Raw genomic sequence first — 17713 nt, forward strand, 5'->3', positions numbered from 1 at the left:
CTCGTCGAAGACCGCTTCGCGGCCATCCTAAGCGCGGGCACGCGGGCCCCGACCCGGGCCGTCACCTCAGGGCTCCCGGTACTCGGCCGCGGCGTCGCAGAGCCAGTCGGCGAGGTAGCGGGCGAACGAGGCGCGCACGAAGATCCAGTACGACGGCGGTTCGACGTCGCGGCTGAGCAGCAGCACGCCCGCCCGGGCCAGCAGCGTCTGGGCGCACGAGTCCGGGCCGAAGCTGCGCCGGTGCAGGTCCAGCGCGCAGCCCTTCGCCAGCAGCTCAGGGGCTTTCGGCCCGGAGACCTGCAGGATCGTGCGGTGCGCGGAGACGTCCACGACCGCGCCGTGCTCCTCGCCGAGGGCGTCGGTGAGGGTGGTCTCGATCTGCTCGGTCTCGCCCTCGGGGGCCACCAGCAGCCACTCGTCGGGTCCGAGCCAGGCCACCATCAGCCGCTCGGTGCGGGCCACCTGCCCGGCCTGGTTGGGCAGCATCACGCCGAGGGCGGTGCCGATCCGCTCGGCGGCGGGGCTCTTCGGGTCGACTCGGAGGGTGACCTGAGTGGTGAAGGCCACTTCGGACAGGCGCACGGCGCCGAGTGCGGAGGCGTCGGCCAGCGCCTCGGCGCGGGCGGCCAGCGGGGATTCGCCGTAGGGCTCAGCCATCGCGGCGGGCTCCTTCCTTGTCGTAGAAGACCGGTTCGGTGATCTCCACGGGCACCAGGCGGTCCCCGACGTGGCTGTAGATCGTCTGCCCGATGCGGTCGCGCCCGCTCTTGACCAGGGCCAGGGCGAAGGGGCGACCGAGCGCGGCGCTGCGGTAGCTGGAGGTGACGTGGCCGAGCATCGGCACCGGCGGTTCCGGCAGCAGCTCGGTCTCCACCAGCTGCGAGCCCTCCGGCACGACGGCCTCGTCGGCCGGCGGCAGCAGGCCCACCAGGTGCTTGCGGTCGGAGCGGGCGGTGTCGGCCCGGGTGAACGAGCGCATCCCGAGGAAGTCGTCCTTCTTCTTCGACACCGCCCAGCTCATCCCCAGGTCGTGCGGGGTGACGGTGCCGTCGGTGTCCTGCCCGACGATCGGGAAGCCCTTCTCGGCGCGCAGCACGTGCATCGTCTCGGTGCCGTAAGGCGTGATGCCGTACGGGGTTCCGGCGTCGTGCAGGGCTTCCCACACCTCGCGGCCGTACCAGCGGGGCACGTTGATCTCGAAGGCGAGCTCGCCGGAGAAGCTGATCCGGCACACCCGCGCGCGCCTGCCCGCGACGATGCCGTCCTCCCAGGCCATGAACGGCAGCGACTCGTTGTCCAGCGCGATGCCGGAGGTCACCTGCGCGAGCACCTCGCGGGAGCGCGGCCCGGCCAGCGCGATGGTGGCCCACTGCTCGGTGACCGAGGTGAGGTGCACCCGCAGGTGCGGCCACTCGGTCTGCAGCCAGTCCTCCAGCCACTCCAGCACGCCGGCCGCGCCACCGGAGGTGGTGGAGATGAGGTAGCGGTGTTCGCCGGTGCGGATCACCGTGCCGTCGTCGAAGACCATCCCGTCGGAGGTGCACATCAGCCCGTAGCGGATGCGGCCGACCTTGAGCGTGCTCATCTTGTTGGTGTAGACGAGATCCAGGAACTCGGCGGCGTCCGGGCCCTGCACGTCGATCTTGCCGAGCGTGGACACGTCCTGCATGCCGACCCCGGTGCGCACGGCCTCGCACTCGCGCAGCACCGCGGCTTCCATGTCCTCGCCGGGCCGCGGGTAGTACCAGGGCCGCTTCCACTGGCCGACGTTCTCGAACGGCGACCCCTGCTCGACGTGCCAGTCGTGCATGGCGGTGACCCGGATCGGGTCGTAGAGGTCGCCGCGGTCGCGCCCGGCCAGCGCCGCGAACGCGACCGGCGTGTAGGGCGCGCGGAACGTGGTGGCCCCGACCTCGGCGAGGTCCACGCCCAGCAGGTGGGCGATGACGCCCGAGGACAGGATGCCGGAGGTCTTGCCCTGGTCGTGGGCGGTGCCGATGGTGGTGAACCGCTTGATGTGCTCGACCGAGTCCATCCCGGCCCCGACGGCCTTGCGGACGTCGGTGACGGTGGCGTCGCGGGCGAGGTCCACGTACTGCTCGGCCTCGTCGACCCCGGTCACCAGCCAGGTGGGCTGCGGCGGGACGACCGGGGGAGCCGCGGCGGAGGGCACCTCGGCGAAGTCGGCGTCGAACCCGGCGTCGCGGGCCGCGTCGCTGCCGGCCTCCGAGCCGGTGCGCAGGCAGTCGTAGGTGCCGAGAACGCCTGCGGCGGCGCCGATCGAGCGCACCCCGTCGGCGCTGCGGTCGGGCACGAACGCGGCGATCTCCGCGCTGTAGCGCAGGGTGCCGCGCGACTGGCTGTGCAGGTGGACGGCCGGGTTCCAGCCGCCGGAGACCAGCAGGACGTCGCAGTCGAGCTCGCTGGTGGTGCCGTCGTCGACGCGCTGCAGGGTGGCGCCGGTGACGCGGGCGTCGCCGGAGGTGCCGATGACCCCGCACCGGTGGTGGATGGGGATGCCGCGTTCGACGCAGCGCGCCGCCCACACCGTCGACACGACCGGGCGGACGTCGACGATCGCGGCGATCTCGACACCGGCGTCGTGCAGGTCGATCGCCGCGGCGTAGGCGCTGTCGTTGGTGGTGAACACGACCGCGCGGCGGCCCGGCAGCACGCCGTAGCGGTGCAGGTAGGTGCGGGCGGACCCGGCGAGCATGGTGCCGGGCCGGTCGTTGCCGGGGAACACCAGCGGCCGCTCGTGCGCGCCGGTGGCCAGCACGACCTCGCGGGACCGGATGTGCCAGGTGCGCTGCCGGATCGGGGAGTCCTCGCCCTTGTGCTCGACGGCGACGAGGTAGTTGTGGTCGTAGTGGCCGAACACGGTGGTGCGCGGGAGGACCGTGACCTCCGGGGCCTCGGTCAGCTCGGCCACGACGCGGGAGATCCAGTGCTCGGCCGGACGCCCGGAGAGCTCCTCGCCGGAACCGAGCAGGCTGCCGCCGAACTCGGTGCCGGAGTCGGCGACGATCACCCGAGCGCCGCTGCGGGCCGCGCTGAGCGCCGCGGCCAGCCCGGCCGGGCCGCCGCCGACGACCAGCACGTCGCAGTGCGCGTGGGTCGCGTCGTAGTGGGCCGGGTCCGGTTCGGTGGCCAGCCGCCCCTGCCCGGGAAGGCCGGTGGCGGCCAGGCCGTCGCGCAGCTCGACGGTCGTGGCCGTCTGCATCGGCTCGGGGAACGGCTCGTCGATCTGCACCAGCGCGTTGGGCTCTTCCGGCCCCGCCGCCACGATCCCGCGCGGACGCCCGTGCTTGATGCTGGTGGTGACCTGGTGGACGCCGTTGGCCAGCAGCGCGGAGGCCAGCGTGTCGCCCTGGTAGCCGGTGTAGTCGCGCCCGTCGAAGCGGAAGCGCAGCACGCGGTCCCGGTCGATCCGGCCGCCCTCGGGGAGCCTGAAGTCGTCGCTCACCTCGTCACCGCCCTGTCGTCGTGGAGGATCTCGTTGGTCCGGGTGTCCCGGCGGATGCTGAACCAGCGGCGGCAGCCCGCCTGGTGGTTCCAGCGCTCGGCGAACACGCCCTTGGGGTTGGCGCGGAAGAACAGGAACTCCGCCCAGTCCACATCGGACGTGGCGTGCGGTTCGGCGGGGTAGGACACGTCGGCCTGACCGCCGTAGTGGAACTCGGTCTCGTTGCGCGGCCCGCACCACGGGCAGGGGATCAACATCATGACGGTCTCCTTCTAGGAGCTGTCGAAATGCGGCGGTAGCCGCTGTTTCAGGTGTGGGACTCAGCCGGCACCGCCGCGGGTTCTCAGCGGTTCTCCGGGGAGGACGCCGCGACGCCGTGTACTGGCATGCATCAGGAGTGGCGCCCGGACCCGGAGGGCCGGTGAGGTTCCGCTACTTGCACCGCCGAGCAAGATGGGCGTGGAAAGAGTGGTCAGTGCGCCACGCCGGCGGCGCCGTGCTCGTCGACGAGGGCGCCGGTGGTGAACCGGTCCAAGCCGAACGGGGCGTTGAGCGGGTGGGGTTCGTCGTGGGCGATGGTGTGGGCGTAGCACCAGCCGACGCCCGGGGTGGCCTTGAAACCGCCTGTGCCCCAACCGCAGTTGATGTAGAGGCCCTCGAACGGGGTGAGGCCCATGATCGCCGAGGCGTCCGGGGTCACGTCCACGACACCGGCCCAGGTGCGCAGCACGTGGGCGCGGGCGAACATCGGGAACAGCTCCACGGCGGCGGTCAGCTCGCGCTCGATGGTGTGGAACGAGCCGCGCTGGCCGTAGGAGTTGTAGGAGTCGATGCCGGCGCCGAGGACGAGTTCTCCCTTGTGCGCCTGGGAGACGTAGACGTGCACGGCGTTGGACATGACCACCGTGGGGTGCACGGGTTCGAGCAGTTCGGACACCAGCGCCTGCAGCGGGTGGCTCTGCAGCGGTAGCCGCAGCCCGAGCTCGTCGGCCAGCACCGAGGTGTGCCCGGCGGCGGCGAGGGCGACCTTGCCGGTGGCGATGTCGCCGCGCGTGGTCTTCACTCCGACGATCCGGTCGCCGACCCGGTCGAAGCCGGTGACCTGGCAGTTCTGCACCAGGTCGACGCCCATCCGGTCCAGCGCGCGGGCGAATCCCCAGGCGACGTGGTCGTGCTTGGCGATGCCGGCCCGGGGCTGCCAGGTGGCGCCCATGACGGGGTAGCGCAGGTCGGGGGAGGTGTTGAGGATCGGGCAGATCTCGGCGACTTGCTGGGGGTCGAGCCACTCGGCGTCGACGCCGTTGAGCCGGTTGGCGCCGACGCGGCGGACGCTGTCGCGGACCTCCTGCAGGGAGTGGGCGAGGTTGAGCACGCCGCGCTGGGAGAACAGCAGCGGGTAGTCGAGCTCCTCCTCCAGGCCCTCCCAGAGCTTGAGCGCGTGCTCGTAGAGCCCGGCGCTCTCGTCCCAGAGGTAGTTGGAGCGGATGATCGTGGTGTTGCGGGCCATGTTCCCGCCCGCGAGCCACCCGCTCTCCAGCACCGCCATGTTGGTGATGCCGTGGTTGACCGCCAGGTAGTACGCGGTGGCCAGGCCGTGACCCCCACCGCCGACGATCACCACGTCGTAGGACGGTTTCGGATCGGCCGAACCCCAGAGCCAGTCCGGGTGCTCGGGCAGATCGGCACCGGGCGTTCGAGGCATGAGAGCCCTCCGTTCGAGATGCGGTGGAGCGAGTGCTCAACAGGGGGAGAGGCGCTGAAAGCCAACTGACATATCAGATGGACACCAAGGTAACAGCCAGCGCCGCCCGGTCAAGCCCTCACGCCCATCCGGTCGAAAACCCCGGTTTTCGTGCCGATGAATGTTGCGGTTTTCGGCGGGTCGGGGCGTTCGGTGGCGGGCGCGGGGGAATTTTCGGGTCACGTGTTGACCGCGGGGATGTGGGCGCTTACCTTGATGCGCAGTTGATATATCAGTCCTCTGTCAGGGGTCGCTGATCGCCTTCGCCTCGTTCCGCCGTCCGGCGGAACTCCTTCTCCTGCAACGCTTCCCCGCCTCACCGGAGGCGGAACATCCAGCTTCAGACTCCGCCGCTCCGTTAGGAGATCAGCATGAGCACGAGTCCTCGCGTCGTCATCATCGGAGCCGGGATCGTCGGTGCGAACCTGGCCGATGAGCTCACCAGCCGCGGGTGGAACCAGGTGACCGTCGTCGACCAGGGCCCGCTGCCGCTCACCGGCGGCTCGACCTCGCACGCGCCCGGGCTCGTCTACCAGACGGGTCCGTCCAAGACGATGACCCAGTTCGCCACCTACACCGTCGAGAAGTTCCTGGAGCTCGACGACGACGGCGACCGCTGCTTCAACCAGGTCGGCGGCCTGGAGATCGCCACCACCCCCGAACGGCTCGCCGATCTGCACCGCAAGCAGGGCTGGGCCACCTCCTGGGGAGTTCCCGGCGAGGTCATCGGGCCCGACGAGTGCGCCAAGCTGCACCCGCTGCTCGACGCCGACAAGGTCCTCGGCGGGTTCCACACGCCCACCGACGGCCTGGCCAAGGCCGCGCGGGCCGTGGTCGCGCTGGCCCGGCGGGCGGTCTCGCGCGGGGCGCGGTTCCGGGGCGCGGTGACCGTCACCGGCATCAACCACAGCAACGGCCGGGTGACCGGGGTCGAGACCGACCACGGCGAGATCCCCGCCGACATCGTCGTGTCCTGCGCCGGTTTCTGGGGCCAGGCCATCGGCGAGATGGTCGGCATGACCGTGCCGCTGCTGCCGATGGCCCACCAGTACGCGAAGACCGCGCCGCTGCCCGAGCTCGCCGGCCGCAACGACGAGCGCACCGAGGCCAACCTCCCGATCCTGCGCCACCAGGACCGCGACCTCTACTACCGCGAGCACGTCGACCGCCTCGGCATCGGCACCTACGCCCACCGGCCGATCCCGGTGCGCCTGAGCGACCTACCGCAGGACGGCGAGACCTCCGAGCGGGCCATGCCGTCGATGCTGGAGTTCACCGAGGAGGACTTCGCGCCGTCCTGGGAGCACAGCAAGCGCCTGCTGCCCGCGCTGGAGACCGCCGAGATCGAGACCGGGTTCAACGGCGTCTTCTCCTTCACCCCCGACGGCGGCCCGCTGGTCGGCGAATCGCCCGACGTGCAGGGGTTCTGGATCGCCGAAGCCGTGTGGGTGACGCACTCGGCCGGTGTCGCGCGCTCGGTGGCGCAGCTGCTCGTCGACGGCCGCAGCGAGATCGAGCTGCACGGCTGCGACGTGCACCGGTTCGACGAGATCGAGACGACGCCCGACTACGTCGAGGAGACCTCCTCCCGCAACTTCGTCGAGATCTACGACGTCAAGCACCCGCTGCAGCCGAAGTTCTCGCCGCGCGACCTGCGCGTGAGCCCCTTCCACGCCCGGCAGAAGGAGCTCGGCGCGGTGTTCCTGGAAGCCCACGGCTGGGAGCGCCCGCACTGGTTCGAGGCCAACGCACCGCTGGTCAAGGACCTGCCGATGGAGTGGCAGCCGCCGTCGCGGGACTCCTGGTCGGCGATGTACCACAGCCCCGTCGCCGCGGTGGAGGCGTGGAAGACCCGCACCGCCGTCGCGCTCTACGACATGACCTCGCTCAAGCGCCTGGAGGTCAGCGGCCCCGGGGCGCTGGCGTTCCTGGACCGGATGACCACCAACAAGGTCGACAAGTCGGTCGGGTCGGTGACCTACACGCTCATGCTCGACGAGGCCGGCGGCGTGCGCAGCGATCTCACCGTCGCGCGGCTGGGCGAGCAGCTGTTCCAGATCGGCGCCAACGGCAACATCGACCACGAGTACCTGCGGCGCAACCTGCCCGACGACGGCAGCGTGACGGTCCGCGACATCACCGGCGGCACCTGCTGCATCGGCGCGTGGGGCCCGCTGGCCCGCGACCTGGTGCAGCCGCTGACCGACGCCGACCTGTCGCACGAAGGGCTGAAGTTCTTCCGCTGCAAGCAGATCCGCATCGCCGGGATCCCGGTGACGGCCATGCGCGTGTCCTACGTGGGCGAGCTCGGCTGGGAGCTCTACACCAGCGCCGAGTACGGGCAGCGGCTGTGGGACGTGCTGTTCGAGGCCGGTCGCGACCTCGGGGTCGTGGCGGCCGGGCGCGCGGCGTTCAACAGCCTCCGGCTGGAGAAGGGCTACCGCGCGTGGGGTGCGGACATGACCACCGAGCACGACCCGTACGAGGCCGGGGTCGGCTTCGCCGTGCGGATGAACAAGGGCGACTTCGTCGGCCGCGACGCGCTGGCCGAGATCGACCCGGACGCGGTCGAGCGGCGGCTGAGGTGCCTGACCGTCGACGACGGGCGCAGCGTGGTGCTCGGCGCCGAGCCGGTGTTCGTCGACGAGGAACCCGCCGGCTACGTCACCTCGGCGGCCTTCTCGCACACCCTGGGCACGCCGATCGCCTACGCGTGGCTGCCCGCCTCGGCGGGGCCCGGAACCCGGGTCGAGATCAAGTACTTCGACCGCATGATCGCCGCGACCGTCGCGGCCGAGCCCCTGGTGGACCCCGAGATGCACCGCATCCGCCGCTGAGTTCCGGGAGCGGGGCAGTTTTTCCTCGAATCACCCATTATCAATGTCGCATTTGTCCGGTTAATTCGAGGAAAAACTGTCCCCTGCCCCCACCTACCCCCGGGAGCACCCATGTCTCTGTCCGTCTTCGACCTCTTCAAGGTCGGCATCGGGCCGTCCAGCTCGCACACCGTCGGGCCGATGCGAGCGGCGTACCTGTTCGTCGAGCACCTGCGCGCCACCGGGACGATGCCCCGGGTCCGGCGGGTGCGGTGCGAGCTGTTCGGCTCGCTCGGCGCCACCGGGCACGGGCACGGCAGCGTCAAGGCCGTGGTGCTCGGGCTGACCGGCGAGCAACCGCACCTGGTCGATCCCGTCGCCGTCGAACCGCACGTCGACGCGGTGCGGGAGGAGCGCCGGATCAGCCTCGGCGGCGAGCACAAGATCTCCTTCGACCTCGACCACGACGTCGTGCTGCACCGCCGCAAGCGGCTCGACTTCCACAGCAACGGCATGACCTTCGAAGCCCTCGACGACGACGGCGCCCGCCTGGTCCACCGCGAGTACTACTCCGTCGGGGGTGGTTTCGTGCTCGACGAGGACGACACCGGACGCCCGGTGCTCGTCGAGGACGCCACCCCCGTCGCCCACCCGTTCAGCACCGGGGCCGAGCTGCTCACCCAGGCCGCCGGCCTCGGCGGACGGATCAGCGACGTCGTGCTGGCCAACGAGGCGTCCTGGCGGCCCGAGGCCGAGACTCGCGCGCACCTGCTGCATATCTGGCAGGTGATGCGCGAGTGCGTCGAGCAGGGCGTGCGCACCGGGGGAGTGCTGCCCGGCGGGCTCAAGGTCCGCCGCCGGGCCCGCGACCTGCGCGCGAGCCTCGACGAGCACGCCGATCCGATGGAGTGGGTGACCCTCTACGCCCTGGCCGTCAACGAGGAGAACGCCGCGGGAGGCCGGGTCGTCACCGCCCCGACCAACGGCGCGGCCGGGATCGTGCCCGCGGTCCTGCACTACGCCCACCGGTTCCTGCCCGGCTTCGACGACGACCACGCGGTCCGCTTCCTGCTCACCGCCGGTGCGGTGGGCGTGCTGTTCAAGGAGAACGCCTCCATCTCCGGCGCCGAGGTCGGTTGCCAGGGCGAGGTCGGCTCGGCCTGCTCGATGGCCGCCGCCGGGCTCGCCGAACTCCTCGGCGGCACCCCCGAGCAGGTGGAGAACGCCGCCGAGATCGGCATCGAGCACAACCTGGGGCTGACCTGCGACCCCGTCGGCGGGCTGGTGCAGATCCCGTGCATCGAGCGCAACGCGGTCGCCGCGATCAAGGCCATCACCGCCGCCCGGATGGCGCTGCGCGGCGACGGCGAGCACCACGTGTCGCTGGACAAGGCCATCAAGACGATGCGCGAGACCGGCGCCGACATGAAGGACAAGTACAAGGAGACCGCGCGCGGCGGACTCGCGCTCAACATCGTGGAATGCTGAGGAGAATCCCGTGACGTTCACCCTCACCCTGAGCTGCCCCAACCGCACCGGCATCGTCCAGGCCGTCAGCTCGTTCCTGTTCACCCACGGCTGCGACATCGGTGAGTACCGGCAGTTCGACGACCCGGTGCGCGGCCGCCTGTTCCTGCGGGTGCAGGCCACCGGCGAGGACACCGACCACCTGTCTCGCGAGTTCGCCTCGGTGGCAACCGATTTCGAGATGGACTACGCCTTCCACCCGGACCGCCCCGCGCGCGTGCTGGTGATGGTCTCCAAGCTCGGCCACTGCCTCAACGACCTGATCTACCGCTGGCGGGCGGGCGCGCTGGGCGCCGAGATCGTCGCCGTGGTCTCCAACCACGAGGACCTACGGCCGATGGCCGAGGCCGCGGGCCTGCCGTTCCACCACGTGCCGGTCACCGCGGAGACCAAGCCGGAGGCCGAGGCGCAGCTGCTGCGGCTGGTCGACGACCACGCCGCGGACCTGGTCGTGCTCGCCCGCTACATGCAGGTGCTCTCCGACCAGACCTGCAAGGCGCTGCACGGCCGGGCGATCAACATCCACCACTCGTTCCTGCCCGGTTTCAAGGGCGCCAAGCCCTACCACCAGGCCTACGACCGGGGCGTCAAGCTCGTCGGCGCCACCGCCCACTACGTCACCCCCGACCTGGACGAGGGGCCGATCATCGAGCAGGAGGTCATCCGGATCGACCACACCCACGACCCCAAGGCCCTGCAGACCGTCGGTCGCGACGCTGAAGCGCTCGCCCTGTCGCGGGCGGTGCGCTGGTACTGCGAGCACCGCGTGCTGCTCAACGGCACCAGCACCGTCGTCTTCCCCTGAAACCGCTTCCTGCGCCCCTGAACCCCTGCGCCGAGGAGAAACGATGACCACCGGTGAGCTCCCGACCACCGACCTGTCCGAGCCCGAGCTGACCCGGAACGCCCTGCCCGAGAGCCTGCGCGAAACGCTGCCCGGGCACTACTACACCGACGAGGGGATCTTCCGCCTGGAGCAGGCGACGATCTTCGAGACCGGCTGGTTCTGCGCGGTTCTCAGCGCCGACCTCGACAAGCCCGGCAAGTTCGAGACCGTCCAGATCGGCCGCGAGAGCGTGCTGGTCACCCGCAACCGCTCCGGCGAGATCCGCGCGCACCTCAACGTGTGCCGGCATCGCGGCGCGCGGCTGTGCACCGAGGAGTCCGGCGAGGCGCGCCGCTCCTTCCAGTGCCCGTACCACGCCTGGACCTACTCCTTCGACGGCGACCTGATCGCCGCGCCGAACCTCAACGCGATGGACGACGTGGACCGCACCCAGTACGGCCTGCACCGCGTCCACGTGCGCGAATGGCTCGGCTACGTGTGGCTGTGCCTGGCCGAGGAACCGCCGTCGTTCGAGGACACCGTCATCGGCGACGTCACCGAGCGGCTCGGCACCCCGGACGCGATCGTGGGCTACCAGGTCGCGGACCTGAAGCTGGGCAGGCGCATCGAGTACGACGTGAAGGCGAACTGGAAGCAGATCGTCGAGAACTTCATGGAGTGCTACCACTGCGCGACGATCCACCCGGAGCTCACCGAGGTGCTGCCGGAGTTCGCCGACGGGCTGGCCGCGCAGTACTTCGTCGGGCACGGCGCCGAGTTCGGCGAGGACGTCGAGGGCTTCACCGTCGACGGCTCGGCCGGTCTGGCCAAGCTGCCGGGCGTGAGCGAGGAGCAGGACCGCCGGTACTACGCGATCACGGTCCGCCCGCAGGTGTTCATCAACCTGGTTCCCGACCACGTGGTGTTCCACCGCATGTTCCCGCTCGCCCCCGACCGGACGCTGGTGCGCTGCGACTGGCTGTACCTGCCGGAGGTGGTCGATTCGGGCGCCGACATCGACCGCTCGGTGGAGCTGTTCCACCGCGTCAACCAGCAGGACTTCGACGCCTGCGAGCGCTGCCAGCTGGCGATGGACTCCCGCTCCTACGCCTCCGGCGGCGTGCTGGTGCCCAGCGAGCACCACATCGCCGAGTTCCACGACTGGGTCCGCGAGCGCACCGGCTGACCGCACCCACGACGAGGGCCCCGCACCTGATCCAGGTGCGGGGCCCTCGTTCTCGTGCTCAGCGGGGGAGTTCCAGCGGCACGCCGTCGTCGGACAGCGGGGGAGGCGGCAGCTCGGCGCTGGAGGTCAGCGGGGCGGCCCCGTCCAGGGGCTTGCCGGCGTGCTCGCGCAGGAAGTGCGTGGCGGCGATGCCGATGACCCCGGCGCCGATGAGGTAGTAGCCGGGCCAGTCCAGGTTGCCGGTCGCCGTCACCGCGGCCTCGATGATGGTCGGCGCGGTACCGGCGAACAGGGACACCGAGAGGTTGAAGATCACCGCGAGGCTGCTGTAGCGGATCATCGTCGGGAACAGCGCGGGCAGCGTGGACGGCGAGACGGCCGCGAAGCACATCAGGCACAGACCGATGATGAGCAGCCCCAGCAGCTGGCCCGCCGCGCCCTCGCGCAGCAGCCACACCGCGGGCAGTCCCAGCAGCACCAGTCCGACGCTGCCGGTCATGAGCACGGGTTTGCGGCCGATGCGGTCGCTGAGCCTGCCCACGCCGACGATGGCGCACAGCATCACCAGCATGACCGCGACCTGCATCCCGGTGGCCACGGCGCCGGACGTGGCGACCTCGCCGTGCCGCTGCAGGGTGCTGGTCAGGTAGGTCGGCGCGTAGTTGGTGAGCACGTAGTTGGTGACGTTCCAGGCCACGACGATCCCGGCCGCGACCAGCGCGGGCGTGCGGTAGTGGCGGCGCACGATCTGCACGGCGCGTCGCGCCGACATCGTGGCCAGCACGGGGGAGCGCTCCATGAGCTGCCGGAACGCCGGGGTGTCCTCCAGCCGGATCCGCAGGTAGAGCCCCACGATCCCCAGCGGCAGGGCCAGCATGAACGGGATCCGCCAGCCCCAGGCGAGGAGGTCGGAGGTGGGCAGCAGCGCGATGACGGCGCCGCAGGTGCCCGCGCCGAGGGCGTAGCCGGTGAGCGTGCTGAACTCCAGCCAGCTGCCGAAGAACCCGCGCCGCCGGTCCGGCGCGTACTCGGCGATGAGCGTCAGCGCGCCGGTGTACTCGCCGCCGGCGGAGAAGCCCTGCAGCATCCGCACGAGCAGCACCAGCAGCGGGGCCAGCAGCCCGATGGCGCCGTGGCCGGGGACGAGGCCGAGCAGCACGGTGGCGCCGGCCATCATGAGCACGGTCGCCGAGAGCACCTTGGTGCGCCCGTAGCGGTCGCCGAGGCGTCCGAAGACGAACCCGCCGAGCGGGCGCATCACGAACGCGGCGGCGAAGGCGCCGAGCGTGTAGACCGCGGACCACGGGCCGAAGGCGGGGAAGAACACCTGGTCGAGCACGCCGGCCGCCAGGTAGGAGTAGATGCCGAAGTCGTACCACTCGGCGACGTTGCCCACGGAGGCCGCTGCGACCGCCCGGTGGACCGTGCGTTCCTCTTGCACGACAGGCGGTCTCAGGCCTCGCCGAGGCCGTCTGGGGCGATCGGTCATGGGGCTCTCCCGGGTGCGACGCAGCGCTGGGGGCCGCGAGTCCTCGTGGCGGCGTCGCGGTTGTGACCGCGATCGACTACTGATATATCTGTTGGCGAGAAGGTAAACCCTCGGCATCGCCGAATCAAGGCCTCAACCCCTCCGCTGGTCCGTCCCCGGGGTCGCGACGCTGTTGTCCGCGGTCCCGCGATGAGGTGTGCCCATCGGCTTCCACCTGGGAAAACCGCATGTTTCCGTCCGGATTTCCCCATTGACGAGCGGGCCGCGGACCCCCATCCTGTTGTTGCGCATAGCACGCGGTGTTCCGCTATCTGCAACAGGAGGCGTCATGATCTTGGTTGGTGAGCTGGTCGACCTGCCGCCGGGGGAGTCGGTTCGCGTGCACGGCGACGTGGCGATCGCGGTGTTCAACGTCGACGGCGAGCTCTACGCCATCGACGACACCTGCTCGCACCAGGACGCGTCGTTGTCCGACGGCTGGCTCGAAGGCTGCGCCGTCGAATGTCCGCTGCACGCGGCCTGTTTCGACCTCAAGACCGGTATGCCCAGCGGTCCGCCCGCCAAGAAGCCCGTCCGCACGCACGCGGTGACCGTCGAGGACGGCGTCATCTACGTCCACGAGACCACGCGCGTCGAGGCTCCCGCCCAGGGGGCGCCCGCGGAGGAGGTCGTCTGATGCGGCACATCACCGTGGTCGGCGCCTCGCTGGCCGGTCTGTCGGCGATCCGCGCGCTGCGCGAGCAGGGCTTCGACGGCCGGATCACGGCCGTCGGCGACGAGGTGCACGCACCCTACGACCGCCCGCCGCTGTCCAAGGAGTTCCTCGCCGGGACCGCGAGCGAGGACGACATCCGGCTCACCGACTCCGACGACGACGCGCTGGAGGTGGACTGGCGGCTCGGGCACCTCGCGAGCGCGCTGGACACCACCGATCGCGCCGTCGTGCTGTCCGACGGCACCCGCATCGGCACCGACGGCGTCGTGCTGGCCACCGGCGCGCGGGCGCGCTCCCTGCCCGGCGGCGACCTGGCCGGGGTGCACGTGCTGCGCAGCCTCGACGACGCGCTCGCGCTGCGCGCCGAGCTGGTTCCCGGGGCGCGCGTGGTGATCGTCGGCGCCGGCTTCATCGGGGCCGAGGTCGCCTCGACCGCCGTCGGTCTCGGCTGCGAGGTCGACGTCGTCGACAACGGGCCGGTGCCGCTGCGGCGCGCGCTCGGTCCCGAGATGGGCGAGATCTGCGGACGCCTGCACGCCCGCAACGGCGTCCGGGTGCACCCGCTGGCGGGCATCGCCGAGCTGATCGGCGAGTCGCGGGTGAGCGGCGTGAAGCTCACCGACGGGCGCGAGCTGCCCGCCGACGTCGTCGTGGTCGGCATCGGCGCGGAACCCAACACCGAGTGGCTGGCCGGGTCGGGGCTCGACGTCGACCACGGCGTGCGCACCGACGCCGACGGCCGGACCGCGCTGCCGGAGGTCGTGGCGGCGGGCGACTGCGCCCACTCCTACCGCGACTACACCGCGCGCCCGATGCGGCTGGAGCACTGGACCAACGCCTTGCAGCAACCCGCTGCGGCGGCCGCGGCGCTGCTCGGCCGGGAGCACTCCGCGCCCGCGCACCACGCGGTGCCCTACTTCTGGTCCGATCAGTACGGGCACAAGATCCAGTTCGCCGGTCACCGCACCGACGACTGCACGGTCCAGATCGAGGAGGGCGACCCGGAGTCCGGCGACTTCCTGGCCCTCTACCTCGACGCCGCCGAAGAGCCCGTCGGCGTCCTCGCGGTGGATCGGGCCCGCCCCTTCGGACAATGGCGCCGCAAGCTGGCGAAGCGCTTGTAGGAGGTCGCCGGGGGTGCGGCGGTAGCCGCTGCTTCAGGCGTGGGACTCGGCCCGCACCCCCGAGGCGCTGTGGTGCTCCGACAGCTCTCAGACCAGGGAGCGCATCGCCTTGTCGAAGTTGAGGACGTGCTCCCTGGCCAGCTGCTCCGCCTTGTCGGGCTTCTCCGAGGCGATGGCGCGCAGCAGGGCCGAGTGCTCCATGACGTGGCTGTCGAAGTCCTGCATGCGGTCGAGGAAGACGCAGAAGATCCGGGTGGCGAGGTTGTCGTAGCGGATCAGGGTGTCCTCGAGGTGCGGGTTGCCCGCCGCGTGGTAGATCGTGCGGTGCACGTGCAGGTCCCAGCGCATGATCTCGTCGCGCTCCATCGACCGGAAGTCCAGGCCGTCGAGGTGGTCGACGAGCTCGCCGATCTCCTCCAGCTCCGCTTCACCGGCGACCTCGGCGGCCCGTCGCGCGGCCAGCGGCTCCAGGTTCATCCGGATGTCGGAGATGTAGGCGAGGTCGGTGATGTCCACGGCCGTGGCGAACGTGCCGCGACGCGGGTAGGACACGACCAGCCGGTCGATCTCCAGCCGCTTGAGCGCCTCGCGCACGGGCGTGCGGCCGATGTCGAGCGAGCGGGCCAGCGCCGCGTCGTCGATGGCGGTCATCGGTGGGATGTCCAGCATGATCAGCCGGTCCCGGATCGCCAGGTAGGCCTTCTCGGCCATGGACGGGGCCGGGTGCTCCTCGCTCGCAGTCATCATCGCCTCGACCTCAACAGAACGCAGTTCTGGCGCATCGAATTCTGGTACATCAGTAGTATAGCAGAAAGCGGGGTCGGTTCATTCAAATGATTTGGATCGTGCGGTGAAATCATTTTGAATTGTGATTTTACGGTGCTCGACACCGCGATTCGGCGATTCCCGCGAGATGGTCACGCACCCCGGATGGACAGCCAGCCGAGGGCCTCCTCGGCCGCCGTGGCGGCGCGGTCGTGGGAGGCGGTCTCGCTCCAGGCGACGAGGGCCGCGAAGGTCGCGGCCTGGTAGCCGCTGGCCAGGGCCGTAGCCGCGGCCGGGGTGATGCCCGGGACGCGGCGGGCGATGAAGTCGGCGAGTTCGTCGATCCACGGCCGGTAGGCGGTGGGGGCGGTGCCGGCGAGCTCGGGTTCGGAGCACACCAGGCGGATCCAGTCCGGGCCGGCCGGGGACATCGGATCGTCCGACATGGACGCGACGACCCCGCGGCGGACGGCCTCGTCGACCGGCACGTCCTGGGGCATCTCCGCCAGCGCTTCGCGCAGTCGTCGGGTGGCGGTCGGCACGCCGACCCAGGCGATGTCGGACTTGCGCGCGAAGTGGCGGACCAGCGTGCGGACGCTGACGCCGGTGGCCTCGGAGATCTCCTTCCACCCGACGGCGGCGTAGCCGCGTCGGCTCCAGAGCTGGAACGTGGCGGTGGCGATGGCGGCGCGGTCGAGCACGGTCGGGCGCCCGCGCTGCGGCGCGGGGGCGTCGCTGTGGGTCACGCGCCCGAGCCTAGTCGATCCCGGTGCTGGTCAACCGCACTGGCCGAGGAATTTTGGCTAAGTGCGCCAAAACTCTGGTAGCGTCAGCCCGCGCAACGCCGCGGGAGGAGAATGCGATGCGCGACAAGGCCGTTCCCGACGTCCTCGCCCCTGCGAAGCTCGGCCCGGTGCGGCTGCGCAACCGGATCCTCAAGGCCGCGACCTACGAGAAGCGCGCGCGGCGGGGCCTGGTCACCGACGAGCTCATCGACTTCCACGTCCGGCACGCCGCCGGGGGAGTCGGCATGACCACCGTCGCCTACTGCGCCGTGGCGCCCGAGGGGCGCACCGACGGCCATCAGATCGTGTGGCGCGACGAGGCGGTCCCGGGGCTGCGGCGGCTGACCGAGGCCGTGCACGCCGAGGGCGCGGCGATCTCCGCGCAGGTCGGCCACGCCGGTCCGGTCGCGGACTCGACCAAGACCAAGCTGCGCGCGCTCGGCCCGAGCCGGTCGCTGAGCCTGCAGTCGCTGCGGCAGGTCAAACCGGCCACCCTCGCCGACATCGACCGGGTCGTGCGCGCGCACGGCGAGGCCGCGAAGATGGCGGTGGCAACGGGTTTCGACGCGGTGGAAGTCCACTTGGGGCACAACTACCTCACCAGCTCGTTCCTGAGCCCGAAGCTCAACAAGCGCACCGACGACTACGGCGGTGACCTCGCCAACCGCGCCCGGCTCGCGCTGCGGGTCATGCGCGCGGTCCGGGAGGCCGTGGGGGACCGGATCGCGATCCTGGCCAAGCTCAACATGGATGACGGTGTGCCGGGCGGGTTCTGGCTCGACGAGGCGATCACCGTCGCGCAGTGGCTGGAGGCCGAGGGCACGGTAGACGCGCTGGAGATGACCGCCGGCAGTTCCCTGCTCAACCCGATGTACCTGTTCAAGGGCGACGCCCCGGTCCGCGAGTTCGCCCAGGTGATGCGCGAACCGATCCGCACCGGCGTCAAACTCGTCGGCAGCAGGTTCCTCCGCGAATACCCCTACCAGGACGGCTATCTCCTCGACGACGCCCGCCAGATCCGCGCCGCGGTCGACCTCCCCATGATCCTCCTCGGCGGGGTCACGAACCGGCAGGTCATGGAGACGGCCATGCACGAGGGCTTCGAGTTCGTGGCGATGGCCCGAGCTCTCCTCCGAGAACCGGACCTCATCAACCGCATCGCCGCCGACTCCTCGACCCGCTCCCTCTGCAACCACAACAACCGCTGCATGGTCACCATCTTCACCGGATCCCGCTGCGTCCTGGACCCGGAAACCCCCTCCTGAAACCGGGG

General features: G+C 70.9%; 14 protein-coding genes. 7 read left to right on the forward strand and 7 right to left on the reverse strand.

Features of this window, described 5'->3' with window-relative positions; translation table 11 throughout:
• Positions 1-66 precede the first annotated feature (66 nt).
• The 4 genes from REH65_RS31885 to REH65_RS31900 all read right to left on the reverse strand — a co-directional run bounded on the left by REH65_RS31885 (position 67) and on the right by REH65_RS31900 (position 5168).
• The gene (locus tag REH65_RS31885; RefSeq protein ID WP_406690443.1) at positions 67-657 is read right to left on the reverse strand and encodes a sarcosine oxidase subunit gamma; all 591 of its coding nucleotides are present in this window, start codon (positions 655-657) and stop codon (positions 67-69) included.
• Positions 650-3466 carry a sarcosine oxidase subunit alpha family protein gene (locus tag REH65_RS31890; protein ID WP_406690444.1) on the reverse strand — a complete coding sequence of 939 codons (2817 nt, stop codon included), beginning with the start codon at positions 3464-3466 and terminating at the stop codon, positions 650-652. Before REH65_RS31890 ends, REH65_RS31885 begins: the two co-directional genes overlap by 8 nt.
• Positions 3463-3726, reverse strand: a complete 264-nt coding sequence (locus REH65_RS31895) for a sarcosine oxidase subunit delta (RefSeq protein WP_281458110.1) — start codon at positions 3724-3726, stop codon at positions 3463-3465. Before REH65_RS31895 ends, REH65_RS31890 begins: the two co-directional genes overlap by 4 nt.
• A gap of 212 nt (positions 3727-3938) precedes the next feature.
• Positions 3939-5168 (reverse strand): sarcosine oxidase subunit beta family protein, encoded by a 1230-nt coding sequence (locus REH65_RS31900; protein ID WP_281456401.1) that lies wholly within the window; start codon positions 5166-5168, stop codon positions 3939-3941.
• Positions 5169-5578: 410 nt separating this feature from the next.
• Between REH65_RS31900 and REH65_RS31905 the strand changes: the two genes are divergently transcribed.
• The 4 genes from REH65_RS31905 (at position 5579) to REH65_RS31920 (ending at position 11562) form a co-directional block, all read left to right on the forward strand.
• Complete coding sequence (locus REH65_RS31905; RefSeq protein ID WP_406690445.1) at positions 5579-8044, forward strand: FAD-dependent oxidoreductase; 2466 nt, start codon at positions 5579-5581, stop codon at positions 8042-8044.
• A gap of 111 nt (positions 8045-8155) precedes the next feature.
• Positions 8156-9511, forward strand: a complete 1356-nt coding sequence (locus REH65_RS31910) for an L-serine ammonia-lyase (RefSeq protein ID WP_406690446.1) — start codon at positions 8156-8158, stop codon at positions 9509-9511.
• A 10-nt stretch (positions 9512-9521) separates the two neighbouring features.
• Positions 9522-10355, forward strand: a complete 834-nt coding sequence (gene purU / locus REH65_RS31915) for a formyltetrahydrofolate deformylase (protein ID WP_281456404.1) — start codon at positions 9522-9524, stop codon at positions 10353-10355.
• 43 nt (positions 10356-10398) lie between these two features.
• Positions 10399-11562, forward strand: a complete 1164-nt coding sequence (locus REH65_RS31920) for an aromatic ring-hydroxylating dioxygenase subunit alpha (RefSeq protein ID WP_406690447.1) — start codon at positions 10399-10401, stop codon at positions 11560-11562.
• A gap of 58 nt (positions 11563-11620) precedes the next feature.
• On the opposite strand, the gene REH65_RS31925 is transcribed toward REH65_RS31920, so the two are convergent.
• Positions 11621-13003: an MFS transporter gene (locus REH65_RS31925; protein WP_406690448.1), complete on the reverse strand. Its 1383-nt coding sequence runs from the start codon at positions 13001-13003 to the stop codon at positions 11621-11623.
• A 376-nt stretch (positions 13004-13379) separates the two neighbouring features.
• Here REH65_RS31925 and REH65_RS31930 point away from each other — a divergent pair, with 376 nt between their 5' ends.
• Entirely contained in the window at positions 13380-13727 is a 348-nt protein-coding gene (locus REH65_RS31930; protein WP_281456407.1) for a bifunctional 3-phenylpropionate/cinnamic acid dioxygenase ferredoxin subunit, read from the forward strand.
• Positions 13727-14890 (forward strand): NAD(P)/FAD-dependent oxidoreductase, encoded by a 1164-nt coding sequence (locus REH65_RS31935; protein WP_406690449.1) that lies wholly within the window; start codon positions 13727-13729, stop codon positions 14888-14890. Before REH65_RS31930 ends, REH65_RS31935 begins: the two co-directional genes overlap by 1 nt.
• An 87-nt stretch (positions 14891-14977) precedes the next feature.
• On the opposite strand, the gene REH65_RS31940 is transcribed toward REH65_RS31935, so the two are convergent.
• Complete coding sequence (locus tag REH65_RS31940; RefSeq protein WP_406693275.1) at positions 14978-15634, reverse strand: GntR family transcriptional regulator; 657 nt, start codon at positions 15632-15634, stop codon at positions 14978-14980.
• A gap of 173 nt (positions 15635-15807) precedes the next feature.
• The gene (locus tag REH65_RS31945; protein ID WP_406690450.1) at positions 15808-16401 is read right to left on the reverse strand and encodes a TetR/AcrR family transcriptional regulator; all 594 of its coding nucleotides are present in this window, start codon (positions 16399-16401) and stop codon (positions 15808-15810) included.
• Between the two features lie 116 nt (positions 16402-16517).
• Between REH65_RS31945 and REH65_RS31950 the strand changes: the two genes are divergently transcribed.
• Positions 16518-17705: an NADH:flavin oxidoreductase gene (locus REH65_RS31950; protein ID WP_406690451.1), complete on the forward strand. Its 1188-nt coding sequence runs from the start codon at positions 16518-16520 to the stop codon at positions 17703-17705.
• The last annotated feature ends 8 nt before the right edge of the window (positions 17706-17713 follow it).

Source organism: Saccharopolyspora sp. ID03-671, assembly GCF_045278815.1.
GTDB lineage: Bacteria > Actinomycetota > Actinomycetes > Mycobacteriales > Pseudonocardiaceae > Saccharopolyspora > Saccharopolyspora ipomoeae.

Bases quoted from the DNA above. Each gene is read 5' to 3' on its own strand.
- REH65_RS31905 (WP_406690445.1), top strand. From the start codon at position 5,579: ATGAGCACGAGTCCTCGCGTCGTCATCATCGGAGCCGGGATCGTCGGT.
- REH65_RS31930 (WP_281456407.1), top strand. From the start codon at position 13,380: ATGATCTTGGTTGGTGAGCTGGTCGACCTGCCGCCGGGGGAGTCGGTT.
- REH65_RS31910 (WP_406690446.1), top strand. From the start codon at position 8,156: ATGTCTCTGTCCGTCTTCGACCTCTTCAAGGTCGGCATCGGGCCGTCC.
- REH65_RS31940 (WP_406693275.1), bottom strand. From the start codon at position 15,634: ATGACTGCGAGCGAGGAGCACCCGGCCCCGTCCATGGCCGAGAAGGCC.
- REH65_RS31950 (WP_406690451.1), top strand. From the start codon at position 16,518: ATGCGCGACAAGGCCGTTCCCGACGTCCTCGCCCCTGCGAAGCTCGGC.
- REH65_RS31920 (WP_406690447.1), top strand. From the start codon at position 10,399: ATGACCACCGGTGAGCTCCCGACCACCGACCTGTCCGAGCCCGAGCTG.
- REH65_RS31900 (WP_281456401.1), bottom strand. From the start codon at position 5,168: ATGCCTCGAACGCCCGGTGCCGATCTGCCCGAGCACCCGGACTGGCTC.
- REH65_RS31885 (WP_406690443.1), bottom strand. From the start codon at position 657: ATGGCTGAGCCCTACGGCGAATCCCCGCTGGCCGCCCGCGCCGAGGCG.
- REH65_RS31935 (WP_406690449.1), top strand. From the start codon at position 13,727: ATGCGGCACATCACCGTGGTCGGCGCCTCGCTGGCCGGTCTGTCGGCG.
- REH65_RS31895 (WP_281458110.1), bottom strand. From the start codon at position 3,726: ATGATGTTGATCCCCTGCCCGTGGTGCGGGCCGCGCAACGAGACCGAG.